The sequence below is a fragment of the Maribacter forsetii DSM 18668 genome (assembly GCF_000744105.1).
Classification (GTDB): Bacteria; Bacteroidota; Bacteroidia; order Flavobacteriales; family Flavobacteriaceae; genus Maribacter; species Maribacter forsetii.
The window spans coordinates 2,639,970-2,653,231 of sequence record NZ_JQLH01000001.1 but is presented as its reverse complement, the minus strand read 5'-3'; the positions used below and the strand labels follow the sequence as shown (position 1 = coordinate 2,653,231).

Below are 13,262 nucleotides of genomic sequence, written 5' to 3'. Positions count from 1 at the left end.
TTTGTTATTTAATACTGCTCTTCATCATTAGGGAAATCTTGACTTTTTACATCGCTTACATAGTTAGAAATGGCATTGCCCATTTCTTCATAAAGGTTCATGTATCTACGTAGAAAACGAGGATTGAATTCATGTGTCATTCCTAATAAATCATGCACTACAAGAACTTGTCCGTCAGCGTGCTTACCACCACCTATACCAATGGTTGGTATGGTTAAGCTTTCGGAAACCTTTTTTGTTAATTGAGCGGGTATTTTTTCTAGAACCAGACCAAAGCATCCTAGTTTCTCTAGTAATTTGGCATCTTCCATTAATTTTTCAGCTTCTTCCTCTTCTTTAGCACGAACCGTGTAGGTTCCAAACTTGTAGATGGACTGTGGTGTTAAGCCTAAATGCCCCATAACGGGTATACCAGCGGCAAGAATTCTTTTAACAGACTCCTTTATCTCTGCGCCGCCTTCTAATTTTACGGCGTGTGCACCACTTTCTTTCATAATTCTAATAGCAGAACGCAAAGCTTCTTTGGGGTCACTTTGGTAACTTCCAAATGGTAAATCAACCACAACTAATGCTCTGTCAATTGCTCTAATAACAGAAGAAGCATGATAAATCATTTGATCTAAGGTAATAGGTAAAGTGGTTTCATGACCGGCCATTACATTACTGGCAGAATCGCCAACCAAAATAACATCTACCTTAGCGGCATCTACAATTTTGGCCATTGAATAGTCGTATGCAGTCAACATGGAGATTTTCTCTCCGTTCTTCTTCATTTCTACTAATGATTTTACAGTGACTCTTTTGTATTCTTTTTTAGCTACAGACATATTTCAATATTGATTAACAAGCATAAAAGTAAGGAGTTTTACTGAGATTAAGCATTAAGGATATAGAATCCATTTAAAAGATTACAATTAATAATTAATTAATTTTACAGTGAATTCTTAATCGAAGCGGAAACATGAAAAATATTTATATTCTATTAGCATTTTTGACATATAGTTTGGTTAATGCCCAAATAGAAGAAGAGGTGAAGGTAAAGTATGCGGTAGAGACTTTCTTTTATGCTTTAAATGGTAAAAATGAATTTGCGATGAAGCGGGTTGTAGATGCCGATATTAAAATGCAAACGGTAAATTTAAATGTGCTAGGCAAGATGATTGTTCGTGATACAAATTTTAATGATTTAATAAACTTTATGATTACCACACCAGATTCTATACCTTTTCATGAAAAGATTCTGGATTATAAAATACAAATTGATGGTGGTATGGCGCACGTTTGGGCGCCATATGAATTTTGGTACAATGGAGAATTCAGTCATTGCGGAGTTAACTCCTTTCAGTTATTTAAAGAAGAAGATGCTTGGAAAATTATATATCTAGTTGATTCTAGAAGAAAGGAAGATTGCAAGCCGGTTTCAGACTAATTAATAGCATACTATTTCCACGGTCTTGAATTTGAGGCATCAGCTTTTGGGAAATCTTTTGGAACTTTTAGAGTAACCTTTCCTGTTGCTGCCCATTCGGCACCACGTTGTAAAGTTGTAATAAAACCAACACATTCCATGGAGTAATCAAAATGCCCTAATGTAGAGTGAAATACACGTCCTTTACCATAATTGATAGCCATTAACTGCGGTACATTCTGTCCTAAGCCCTTAACGTTAGGGTCCCATGGCGGAGCATTTTTCTCCACATCCGCAAAAGCAGTTGCCAATATTGTAGCGTTTTCAAACGGTCCCCTCATGCGTTCGTACATTTCATCTGGTGTGTGCAACCATTTCTCAGGTATACCTTTCATTATAGGGTGTTCTGGTGCTCTAGTTGTTAATTGAAATTCATACTCCGGTCCGTGAGAGCCACAAACTCCTTCAGATGAATCTTTTATAATTTTACCTGCATCGTTATAATATACATACGGCCCAGACTTCTCATCACGTCCTCCCCATGCACCTAAACCAATCATTTTATTATACTCGTCCCATTCTCCCCAAGCATTGTCGGCTGCATGAACAACCACTAAACCACCACCGTTATTCATATAGGCTTCAAAATCCTTTCTAGTTCCCTCTGGCCACAATGGTGAATCGGCACCTAGGTTAGAAATAATAACATCATAATCATTGAAATTAAATGTAAAGTCTGAAGTCTGAATAGGACTCTCGGAAATATGATAGGTCTTATCTTCTAATGGGTAAGTTTCTATAAATGAATGGTAAGCTTCTGGTCTATCCTTATTGTATTTAATGCCCAACCAAACAGAGTCCATTCTTTGAACATTTACCGTAAATAAATCGGTTTGTTCTAAATAATCTTTCATCATCATGGTAGTTTTTGGCCAGACGTAGTGGTTGTTCTGTCCGTCAATAATTAAAGCTTTTAATTTAGCCGGTGGTTGAACTTGCTCTACTGATTCTTTTTTTTTCTCTCCACAAGCTGTAAGTAATAAGCTAAATAAAACAACTGACATTAAATTTTTCATGTTGATGTATTATGGTTAATTCCAATGTTGACTTTAAATGTACATGAAGAAGTTAAGATGGCAAAAAACAGACAACAATAAGTAAAGAACAAAAAGTAGATTTCTTTTTGCTGATGATAAAAACTGATCTTAAATTAGCATGAAACAAAATTAGAATACAATGAAAATATTAGGAATAGGATCTAGAATATTACATGCAGAATACGGTAAGGGGGTAATCACTAATGTGTCTAGCAATATGTATTGGGTTACATTCATGGATAAAGGATTGGAAACTATTGAGATTGATGCTGATTTTGAAGTTATTGAAGCTATTGATAATGAAGTGGATACCGTAAGTTTTTTTGATGTAGAAAGTTCATTGGTTGCTATTTTACAAAAATGGAGTGATGCAACCCAGCGTGTAGCTATCGCGGATAAATGGAAAGGCGGAAATATAGTTTTAGAGCCAGGTGAAAGCGGCGGTAGTAACAAAGAAATACCTATTAATACATTTTTTCATAAAATAGTAATGGTACGTGATCGTATACGTGTTATGGAGCAAAAAATAAATTCAAGTAAGAATTTAGATGATCAGGAAAAAATAGACTTGCAGCAGTATATTACCCGTATTTATGGTAGTTTAACCACATTTAATGTGCTCTTTAAAGCAAAAAGCGACCATTTTATTGGAGAGAGGTCAGGTAAGTAGCTCTTTTGTGTTGAAGATGGCATAATTCAATTTTGCACACGGAGCGATTTTGCAATTTCATATTGCTTCTTTAAAATACGTTCATTAAATCCATGGGCTGCATTAGAAACGATTACATATTCTTTTCTTGGAGCCCTAATTTTCTCAAAATAAGGTTTGTTCAACTCTTTAGAACATAAAATATCATGTTCCCCTTGAATCATGAATACTGGTAATTTAAAGGTTAGTGCGGTTTTGTTAAAATCAATATTGCTGACCATGGAAGGTACGCCAATAGTATGGTCACCAACAAGGTTTAAAAAGGAGTAATCATCACCGTTATATCTATCTCTACTATCTTCATTGTTTTCGTATTCTGCAGCAATTCTCCACCAGTTAGATGGGGCAGGATCTGCAAATTCTTTTTCAAACTGTTTTACTACACGTAAAAGTTGACCGTAGTTTTTAGCTCTTTGGTATGGCGGCGGACCTAAATCATTAAGTTTTAAAAGGGTAGGGGTATCTTCTTTGATATTTGCTATTTTGTATACGTGCGAATAGGCGTCATCAATATTTCTTGTAAAATCCACAAATTGAGCATGACCAATATAGGCATGAAATAATTCCGGATGTTTCTGCGCCATTTTCGTTGCAAGAATTGAACCCCAAGAAGTACCCATCAATATCACTTTTCTTTGACTTAAACGTTTAAGTATATATTGAGTAACAGCAATACCGTCATTAGTCATATCTGAAACCGTTAGCAGATTGTTAGTATAGAATTCATCATTGATTTCTTTAGGGCAATTTCTGCCAAATGTTCTGCCGGCACCTCTCTGGTCCCAGTGAACAATGGTAAATTCTTTCTGCCATTCAGCATAGATATCATCTTTAAAATGACTCATACTACTACCCGGACCACCATGTATTAACAAAACTACAGGGTTATTGATGTCACTTCCATTAATGGTAATCCACTGTTCAATACCACCGATACTAACAAACTTAGCTTCAGAAATTTTTTTTTGAGAAAAAGATGTATTAGATGAAAGTAATATTAAAAGGAAAATGAAATTCTTTAATTGCATTTTGTTGATGATTTGATGATGAATATGGGTGCTACGAAGATATCTTTCCAAATACTTTATATAGGTACAAGGTATCTGTCTTAATTTTTATTTTGCTTTGTGACATATTTTACAAACTTTTATACCTCTAATTGAAAACGTAAAACGGTTTTTAACTTCTCTTCAGTAACCTTTCTAAAATCAGATAAATAGATTTCTTTATGAACTTTAGACTTTCTTTTTAGGTTTTTTGACATGGCAAAAGCTTCCATTTTTTTAAAGGTTTCAATTTCATTGTCATAACTGCCAATATGTAGCATTTGAATACATGGACCTTCGGTAATTTCTATAAACTGTATACGTTCTAAAAGTCTTTGTGGTTTCTTTTTTTTAGTATACTCAAGTATTTCATTAAAAAAATCAATAGATATAAATGCCGGTTGCCTAATCATTAAATTATAAACCAGTTCATTTTTATTTAGTACGCCTTTATAGTTCTTTTTTGCACTTTCAGAAATATCCCATTCGCCTTCTAATGGGTAAACGGTCCAGTCAATATAGTTTTCAGGTACAACTGTCATTTTTTTCAAAGTCATTTTAATAGCATAAGCAACGCTGTATAAAGTTTGAATATGTTCTGTAAAAAGAGAACTATTTGGATTTCCTTCTCCATGTATGCTCAAATACTGAAATTTTGGAACATTAATAAGTTCAGGTTTATTTTTTGGCATATAAATACCTTTCTCCGTTTTTCTCCATTCATGTTTTATTGTAGACTTCATATAAACAAAGTAAATAAATAAGGAAGAAGGTTGCACTTATAACATAAGTATTATACAAATTATAGTATTTCATTACGGTTTTGTTGCGTAGATATCATTCATTTATCTCTTGTTTTGATATATTTTTTAACAACTAAGGTTTTTAATTGTGCATTGGTTATTTTAGGATAAAATTTATATTATGGGTAAGGTCATTACATTCGGTGAAGTATTAATGCGAATTTCGCCAAGGGGTAATAAGAAGTTTGTTCAATCTAATATAGTTGAATTTTATTTTGGAGGAACAGAGTTGAATGTGGGAATTTCCATTTCTAATTTTGGAGGGAATGTAAAACATATTAGTGCCGTATCCGATGATTTTATTGGAGATACTGCTCTGACTTATATTCAAAAGTTTGGAGTAGATACATCAGCGGTAGTTAAGTCTAAAAGACCCTTGGGAGTCTACTTTTTGGAAGTGGGCGCCGTAATTAGACCTAGCATGATTTCTTATAACCGATCCCATTCCGCATTTTCTGAAATAGAACCATCTAAAGTTAATTGGGAAACTGCGTTGGAAGGTGGCGAATGGTTACATTGGACAGGGATAACACCAGCCTTATCTCAAGGAGCTTTTGACGTATTAAAAGAGGGTTTAAAATTAGCTAGGGAAAAGGGTTTAGCTGTTTCTGCTGATCCAACCTACCGTAGTGGTTTATGGAAATATGGTCAAGACCCTAAAGAAGCACTTATAGAACTACTAAATTATTCTACCATATTTATTGGCGGTGTAAATGAAATCAACGAGGTTTTAGGAACGGATTTTGGTTATGAAAATGATGATTTTATTGAGGCTAGTAAGCAGTTGATGAAAGAATTTCCAAGTATTGAAAAAGTATTCGATAAAATAAGGACGTCTCTGAACTCCTCTTGGCATAAAATAAGAGCACGAATGTGGAACGGTCATGAGTTTAGGGAAACCGAAGATATTGACATTACCCATGTAGTTGATCGTATAGGTACGGGAGATGCTTTTGCTGCAGGACTAATTTATGGGTTACAAGAATATGAAGATTATAAAGCTATGGAGTTTGCTAGCGCAGCATGTGCTTTAAAACATACCTATGAAGGAGACGTCAATTTTGCTACCGTTAATGAGGTCAATAATATAATTGCAGGAAATATTACCGGTAGATTAATGCGTTGAGATATCATTACATTTATTTCCACTTACGTAGTCTAAGTATCGCTTTTAGCTTATAAATACTTTTAGAAAATGCAAATGAAAAGGCAAAGGTGGTTAATAGCGCAATAAATGCCAGGGCACCAAGTGCACCGCCAAAACCTTGAAATAAATTGTTCTTATTAATATAAATAATGCTAAATAGACATCCTGCAATTGCCAAATGAATGTAACTTCTTCTAGTGGTTGTTGAAATCATACCTATGAAAGAAGTTCCTATAAATACTACAGGTATGTTTTTTGTTAGGTATGTATTTAATAAATCAGGGAAATAGTAAAAAAATAAGCCTACTAAAAGAGATAAAAGGGCAGATGCTCTTACTGCACCTTGATTATGGTGATGACTCACATAAAAAGTTGTTATTGCACCTAAGATTCCGGTAACTATTATGATAAAATTGTTCATTAAGCCATTAGGTTAAGTAGATAGACAATAAAAACACCAAGAAAAGCCATAGTACCTAATTTACCGCCAATACCAATAAAAAGATTTTTTGATAATAGAAAAAACAATCCGGCAATGATTCCTGCGGCAATTACAAATCCCAGTGTTGGGGTAATGGTATTACTGGACATACCAACGAATACGCCGCAATATATTGCTGTTGGGAGTTCTTTGAAATAGTCAGATTGCTTATTTAATTTTGGGGTAAATGAGCCCAATGTACCAATTATGCCTGCCGATAAAACACTGCCTAATTGATAATTAACATTCAGTAAATGACAAGCAATTGCACCAATTGGTACCCATATAACAACAGATAGCTTTTCATAATCATATTTATTATGATGTAGGTCTAAATAACCATGGCCAAACAGCACCGTAGCAGAAATAAAAAATAATATTGTTATTGAAAAATAATTACTAGTATCGTAATTATTTTTTAAAATTAAAAACAGAATTACGATTTGTACAGTTAATACGGCAGCTAATGTAAACGAACGAATAGCTTTATCTCTCTTCATCAGGCAATTTATATTTTACTGTTATGGTAAAATGTTTCTAAGCTCGTATACAAAGTTTATAATTTACTTTTAAATCAACTATTCAAAACATAATTTATTCTCAATAATTTATATGTTTAATAGCTCCTTAAAGTCTAATTAATAATCTTACAGGAAGAATTCAATATGAAGATGTGTATTGTTAGAGAGTAGAATATTACTCGAAACGTTGTTGGAATAATATATTTACCTAGTCACTTTAAATTCTTATAATCTTCCCATTTATAGTACATACCTGTTTTAAAGTATTGTAAATAGTACCGTGCTTTTCAATATTTTTTTTAAGTAAATCTACGTTTAGTTTAGTGTCCTCGCTGAAAATGTTTAAGTGATAATTGATGCTGTCCATTCTTGGCGGATTGTCTAATCTTTTAGCTCTTATTTCTAATTTAGTATAGTTGTATTGAAATTTCATCAACAATGAAAAGCGCTCTACATTTTTAAGTATACACGAAGCTAACGAACCTAAAAAAATCTCAGCAGGATTTGGTAGTGTCTTTGCAGTTTTACCAGTAGTGTCAAAAACAATATGAGATTGCTTTATATGTATTTTACCGTCAATATTATAGTCTGAAGATGCCTTTATTCTATAATTCATAATTGAATATATATATTAAGTTGAAAATTAAAGTAATACAGTAGAATCAATTAAATAAAGAAATGACCTGAAAAATGAGAAATAAAACGACTACTCTACATCTTAAGAAAATCTTCCTACTATACTAATGCTCTATTTAATATAGAGTGTAAAATTTATTTAAAGATTATTACTAAAAATAAAATTATAATTTTTCTTAAATAATGATATATGTCAACTATAATGAAATTGATTTAAACCGCTTCCTTTTTTTCGGACAAGTATTTCCAATAACGCTTTGGTACATGTTGCACATGTAATTTGGTGTTAATACGAGATTTAATTGTGGTACTTTTAAAATAGTTGTTCCACAAGTCTTGATATTCATATTCTTCATCGGTAAAGGCATCACTCTTCTCAATACTGTTAGTATGAATATCAGTAAGATCAAGCGAAATAATTTCTACAGTTTGTAAATCATAAAAAATACCATACTTACGTTTTAGGTCGTAAACAATCCATTGCTGATCCGCATATCTATTTCTAAAGTGTTTGGATACCAATGGCAACACGTCAAAATCTGGTTCTATATTGGCAAAATAAACATCATCCTTGGTCAATTGAAAACGTACAAAAGCCTCCATTCTATGCTTTTCTCTTCCTACTTTATGCGCTAGTTGGTTAATCTTTAAAATACTCGCATCGCTAAAATCTGTAGCGTCCAGATACCTGCCTCCCATTAACTTTTGAATATAATGGTAGAGTAGGGCTTCAATATTATTCTGCTCACTTAAAAAAGCAAAGTATATGTTCTTTATTGCCGAATTACTTTTTTTTCGCACTCCGTTCCAAACACGTTGTGCTTTATCAATATTGGTGAATATAGTTTCGGTATCAGCAAACAGTCCACTTTGAAATCGACTATTTTTTTGAATATCGGCATGAGATAATTTTTGTTCAAAGCCAACAAAAACAGCGGTCAAAAAACCATTAAAACTACCATCGTAAACTAAAGTTTTTGAAGTATTCATATAAACAGTTTTAGAAGTTGAAGAAAAAGATTCGAGATACAATTTTTAGCCTTTTCTTAATTTTAGTTTTTAATAATACCATTTGGTATCCTAGGGCTAAAATTTGACTTTGACTACGGTCAACCACAGTACTAAAAATTGATAAATTCTGTGTATTGAGGGTGTTATTTAGGTTTTCCATAGTCGAATAAAAATTGATTAATTTATACTTTAATTAAATAATGATAATTGATTGTTATATTGATTTTTGAATTTTCCATTTTGAGATTGTAAAATCATTCCCTTTATCGTGGATGCATCTAAATCTCTTCGTTCCCAATCATTGGAATTACAGATGATAAAATACTTAGCTCGGTTAAGCGCTATTCCCATTTTTTTAAGATGTTCCCAGTTTAAACTACGGTACTTTCTGCCACTTATAATTTTATGAACAGAGCCCATTCCTATACCAGGAATTCTTGCCAACATTCGTGGTTCAGCTTTATTAATATCTACAGGAAAATAATTTAGGTTTCTAAGTGCCCACATTAGTTTGGGATCTATATCCATATCTAAATTAGGATTGTCCGCATCTAATATTTCGTTCACGCTAAAACCATAAAAACGAAGTAGCCAATCTGTCTGATATAGTCGGTTTTCACGAAGCATTGGAACTTCGGAACCTAAAGAAGGTAATCTGCTATCTGTAGAGATGGGTACGTAACCAGAGTAATAAACGCGTTTCATTTTATAATTCTTGTAAAAATGAGTTGCAGAGTACATGATGTCCTTATCACTTTCGCCTGTAGCACCTACTATCATTTGGGTACTTTGCCCTGCAGGGGCATATTTGGCAGTGCTTTTAATGATTTTTCGTTCTTCTTTATAACGAATAATTTCATCTTTTACCTTTTGCATAGGTTTAATGAAATCTTCATGTTTTTTGTCCGGAGCCAATAGTTTAAGGCCGGAGATAGTGGGGATTTCAATGTTGACCGACAAACGATCAGCATATAAACCGGCCTCGTACATAAGTTCATCACTGGCGCCTGGTATAGACTTTAAGTGAATGTATCCGTTAAAATTTTCTTCTTCACGCAATTTTTTAGCTACAGAAATAAGTCTTTCCATCGTATGGTCTGCACTTTTAAATATGCCGGAACTTAAGAACAGACCTTCTATATAATTTCTTCTATAGAAATTAATGGTTAAATCCACCACCTCCTGAATTTTAAAAGCAGCTCTTTGTATGTCGTTACTTTTACGTGTTACACAATAGGCGCAATCAAAGATGCAATGATTGGTCAGTAAGATCTTTAATAAAGAGACACAACGACCGTCCTCTGTATATGTGTGGCAAATTCCGTTTCCGGTATCTCCTAAGCCATTATTCTTATTCTTACGGTTGCTGCCGCTACTAGAACAAGACACATCATATTTAGCGGCATCCGCCAGTATATTTAATTTTTCCTTTATTCTATTAAAATCCATAGCAATTTGTAATTAATCCAAAATTATGGAATAATTCCTAATTATGGAAATAATCCAAATAATATTTTGGATATAATCCATAATCACTATATTTGAAGTATTGAGAATGCTAAATACTTGATTGATACCAAGCTATATTATGGAAAATGAATTGACATTAAAACGATTTACGGATTTACGACGGGAACTGGGTTATACACAGGCGGATTTTGCTGCGTTGATTGGTGTTTCTAGTACAACTGCAGATATAGAACGAGGTAGAACCAAACTTTCCGGTAAAGTGGTTTCAGAATTATTAAAACAATTCAAGATTAATCCGTTGTGGTTATTTGGCGAGAGTGAAGAACAGTACTTAGAGACTTCTAAGACAAGTGTAATACCTAAGGTAGTAACGGTAGATTCTGCTAATAGGGATAACATGGTTTTGGTGAATGCAAAAGCAGCGGCAGGATATCCACAAAATATTTCCGATACCAGTTGGTATCAACAATTACCAGCTTTTGATTTACCTATTCCAGAATTTAGAAATGCAACCTATCGTGGGTTTCAGGTAGAGGGTGATAGTATGTTGCCCAATTTACACCCCGGTGAGTGGGTTTTAGCTAGGGCAATTGAACATATAGATTATGTAAGCGCAAACAAAATGTACGTTGTAGTTTTACAAGATTCTATAATGGTTAAAAAGGTGGAGAAGCGACCAAATTCAAATAATGTAACGTTAATTTCTTTGAATGAAACATATCCACCTTATGATATTAAGCCTTTTCAAATTCAAGAAATTTGGGAAGTAAGTAGCAAAATAACGTTTAATGTAGATGCTACTACCGATAGCGGACTGCTACGACAATTGCAAGAGTCTATGAAAGAGTTAAAAGATCAATTACAACATGTTAAGAAGGTTAATTAAACTATAGGTTTAATATTTTTTAATATACATTCCACTTTCTTTTAACTTGAATCCTAAGCTTTTATATAGGGAAATTGCAGCGGTTCTGTGGTGACCGCTAAATAATAATACATCATCTAGTTTTGATGACTCTGCTTGTTCTAATAGTTTTTCCATTAGCTTTCTTCCAATGCCTTGACCTCTATAATCAGAGGAGACAACTACGTCTTCTATCATACCTTTATGACCGGATACTACCTTGTATTTTGCCATCATAGCAATACCAACTAATTTATCTTTATCCATACAGATTACGGCCTCAGTGGTGTTGTAATCAGATAATGCACTCGCAATATCCAATTGTGTCAAATCTGCATTTAATTGCTTATAGAGTTCCGTAAGTTGAGATTGCAGGTCTGACGTTACTTCATTTAGTGTGATTAATTTAATTTCCATAACCTAAAATTTTCTTTAAGAACTTAAAATTACTTCATTTTTCATCATTTAGGTAATCTGATTAAACATTCTAAAATGATTATATTAAGAAAAATGAAATTTGCTTGTAAGTAAGTGAGCAGAATTTTAGGTAGTAATAGTATTACTTAGATTATTCAATTCGCAAGCTGAGTATAATTTTATATTTAGCAGAATTTTAGCCTTTTCTTCGCTCAAGCAATACCATCATCATTAAACTTAATATGATAATATCATCATCTTTACCGTTCAGTTTTTTTACTTCACTAACCTTAAAACGACGACCAACTAATGATTTTTCTTTAGATAAACGCACCACAGTCTCATTGTTTTCATTGATAACCAAGTAAGCAGGATTAAGAAATAAACCTGTAAATAGGTTGATAATAGGAATTTGACCAACCAAACCGTCCATTACTTTTACCCAAGCATTCTCTTCTCTAATGGTATACTTTAATTGTTTATTTTGATCAAAAACCTCATAATGCGCTTTCCATAAAGAAGCCCATCCTTTACGACCTATTTTTCCATATTCCTTACCAGTAGGGTCAGAAAAAGAATAGCATGCAGAGAAGTCAATCCACCTATCTGCTTTAATATTGTAAAGTAAATTGGTTTTACTGTCATTTTCATAAACACCAACATTCTCCTTGAATTTAAAAAGCTTTTGCTTTACATAGGCAATCATTTTTCCATTGGCGTCTACGGCTGAAAAGTCATTTGATAAAGTGCCAATATGGAAAGTGAAATTTAAAGGAAATTCATAATCTTGCATGAAATTGATTTTATGTTGGTGTCCTACACTAACTCAGCTAGCTAAATTATATTATGTTTTAGCAAAGAAAATAGTTGTTAGCGCCCACTAACTTCGCCCATAGAAATTGAGAGTGGACCAAGTTTATGTTGTGTAGGTAAAAAGACGCCGCTTTCTGTTTTAACCCATTCTTCCCATGTAGCTTCTACACCGCCAATAGGTATAATTTTTGTCCAAAGTTTAAAACTCTTAGGTCTTCCGCTGGGTTCAATAATCCACATATAAGAATCTCCCGGGGTGTCTCCGCCTTGGGTATATGTAACCAATAATGCTTCTGAGCCATCTTTCATATCTACTAAATATCGTTCGGCACCTCGGTCAAAAGCTTTAAAAGGAGCCACAAGCCAGAAAGAATCATTATTAAAATAGCTTTGTGCTTTTTCAATTAAGTCTTGTGTTTTTTCATAAGCAACAGGTACATTATTAATAGCTGCTGTACTGGAAGAAGGGGTTATTAAATCTAATTGAACGACAATGTCGTCCCAAGAAACGGTAACAATTTCTTTCTCTCTATTCCAGATGTAATGGTGATCGCCTCTAAAAGACCATTCCAATACCTTTGTGTTGTTATAATTTTTATAATTAAGTGCATCGAACATTCTGTATGCTAAAGCATCTGCTTCTGGTCCAGATTCTCCTGTAGGTAAAGGTTCGTTATAGAGGTAATATAAGACTCCATAGCTTATTATGGCTAGTAAAATTAGAATACCTAATAACTTAAATAATTTCTTTAGCATAATATATTTAAATATTTCAATAATAAATTGTTGTATAAAGTAT

The 13,262-nt window shown here is 33.3% G+C and carries 16 protein-coding genes; 4 read left to right on the top strand and 12 right to left on the bottom strand.

The window, feature by feature from the left end:
* Positions 1-8 precede the first annotated feature (8 nt).
* Positions 9-827, bottom strand: a complete 819-nt coding sequence (gene panB, locus P177_RS11290) for a 3-methyl-2-oxobutanoate hydroxymethyltransferase (RefSeq protein WP_036154808.1) — start codon at positions 825-827, stop codon at positions 9-11.
* A 134-nt stretch (positions 828-961) separates the two neighbouring features.
* On the opposite strand from panB, the gene P177_RS11285 reads away from it, so the two are divergent.
* Positions 962-1,429 carry a hypothetical protein gene (locus P177_RS11285; protein ID WP_036154806.1) on the top strand — a complete coding sequence of 156 codons (468 nt, stop codon included), beginning with the start codon at positions 962-964 and terminating at the stop codon, positions 1,427-1,429.
* 11 nt (positions 1,430-1,440) lie between these two features.
* Here P177_RS11285 and P177_RS11280 read toward each other — a convergent pair whose 3' ends face one another.
* Positions 1,441-2,484 carry a ThuA domain-containing protein gene (locus tag P177_RS11280; protein WP_036154804.1) on the bottom strand — a complete coding sequence of 348 codons (1,044 nt, stop codon included), beginning with the start codon at positions 2,482-2,484 and terminating at the stop codon, positions 1,441-1,443.
* A gap of 160 nt (positions 2,485-2,644) precedes the next feature.
* Here P177_RS11280 and P177_RS11275 point away from each other — a divergent pair, with 160 nt between their 5' ends.
* Positions 2,645-3,175: a hypothetical protein gene (locus tag P177_RS11275; protein WP_036154802.1), complete on the top strand. Its 531-nt coding sequence runs from the start codon at positions 2,645-2,647 to the stop codon at positions 3,173-3,175.
* Positions 3,176-3,201: 26 nt separating this feature from the next.
* On the opposite strand, the gene P177_RS11270 is transcribed toward P177_RS11275, so the two are convergent.
* Together P177_RS11270 and P177_RS11265 are read right to left on the bottom strand one after the other, a co-directional pair.
* Entirely contained in the window at positions 3,202-4,242 is a 1,041-nt protein-coding gene (locus P177_RS11270; protein WP_051941815.1) for an alpha/beta hydrolase, read from the bottom strand.
* A 119-nt stretch (positions 4,243-4,361) separates the two neighbouring features.
* On the bottom strand, positions 4,362-5,003 hold the full coding sequence (locus P177_RS11265; protein WP_036154800.1) for a GyrI-like domain-containing protein: 642 nt from the start codon (positions 5,001-5,003) through the stop codon (positions 4,362-4,364).
* A gap of 181 nt (positions 5,004-5,184) precedes the next feature.
* On the opposite strand from P177_RS11265, the gene P177_RS11260 reads away from it, so the two are divergent.
* Positions 5,185-6,189 carry a sugar kinase gene (locus tag P177_RS11260; protein ID WP_036154799.1) on the top strand — a complete coding sequence of 335 codons (1,005 nt, stop codon included), beginning with the start codon at positions 5,185-5,187 and terminating at the stop codon, positions 6,187-6,189.
* A 13-nt stretch (positions 6,190-6,202) separates the two neighbouring features.
* On the opposite strand, the gene P177_RS11255 is transcribed toward P177_RS11260, so the two are convergent.
* The 5 genes from P177_RS11255 to P177_RS11235 all read right to left on the bottom strand — a co-directional run bounded on the left by P177_RS11255 (position 6,203) and on the right by P177_RS11235 (position 10,308).
* Positions 6,203-6,631: a hypothetical protein gene (locus P177_RS11255; protein WP_036154797.1), complete on the bottom strand. Its 429-nt coding sequence runs from the start codon at positions 6,629-6,631 to the stop codon at positions 6,203-6,205.
* The gene (locus P177_RS11250; RefSeq protein ID WP_036154795.1) at positions 6,631-7,191 is read right to left on the bottom strand and encodes a hypothetical protein; all 561 of its coding nucleotides are present in this window, start codon (positions 7,189-7,191) and stop codon (positions 6,631-6,633) included. Before P177_RS11250 ends, P177_RS11255 begins: the two co-directional genes overlap by 1 nt.
* Before the next feature lie 238 nt (positions 7,192-7,429).
* Positions 7,430-7,828, bottom strand: coding sequence for an OsmC family protein (locus P177_RS11245; RefSeq protein WP_036154793.1), 399 nt, complete (start codon positions 7,826-7,828; stop codon positions 7,430-7,432).
* A gap of 233 nt (positions 7,829-8,061) precedes the next feature.
* Complete coding sequence (locus P177_RS11240; RefSeq protein WP_036154791.1) at positions 8,062-8,838, bottom strand: TIGR03915 family putative DNA repair protein; 777 nt, start codon at positions 8,836-8,838, stop codon at positions 8,062-8,064.
* Positions 8,839-9,048: 210 nt separating this feature from the next.
* Positions 9,049-10,308, bottom strand: a complete 1,260-nt coding sequence (locus tag P177_RS11235; protein ID WP_036154790.1) for a putative DNA modification/repair radical SAM protein — start codon at positions 10,306-10,308, stop codon at positions 9,049-9,051.
* Between the two features lie 139 nt (positions 10,309-10,447).
* On the opposite strand from P177_RS11235, the gene P177_RS11230 reads away from it, so the two are divergent.
* The gene (locus P177_RS11230; protein WP_036154788.1) at positions 10,448-11,215 is read left to right on the top strand and encodes an XRE family transcriptional regulator; all 768 of its coding nucleotides are present in this window, start codon (positions 10,448-10,450) and stop codon (positions 11,213-11,215) included.
* Between the two features lie 9 nt (positions 11,216-11,224).
* Here P177_RS11230 and P177_RS11225 read toward each other — a convergent pair whose 3' ends face one another.
* The 3 genes from P177_RS11225 to P177_RS11215 all read right to left on the bottom strand — a co-directional run bounded on the left by P177_RS11225 (position 11,225) and on the right by P177_RS11215 (position 13,219).
* Positions 11,225-11,650 (bottom strand): GNAT family N-acetyltransferase, encoded by a 426-nt coding sequence (locus P177_RS11225; RefSeq protein ID WP_036154786.1) that lies wholly within the window; start codon positions 11,648-11,650, stop codon positions 11,225-11,227.
* A 196-nt stretch (positions 11,651-11,846) separates the two neighbouring features.
* A complete protein-coding gene (locus P177_RS11220; protein ID WP_036154784.1) occupies positions 11,847-12,443 on the bottom strand; it encodes an LURP-one-related/scramblase family protein in 597 nt (198 codons plus the stop codon).
* Positions 12,444-12,520: 77 nt separating this feature from the next.
* Positions 12,521-13,219 (bottom strand): hypothetical protein, encoded by a 699-nt coding sequence (locus P177_RS11215; RefSeq protein WP_036154782.1) that lies wholly within the window; start codon positions 13,217-13,219, stop codon positions 12,521-12,523.
* Positions 13,220-13,262 lie beyond the last annotated feature (43 nt).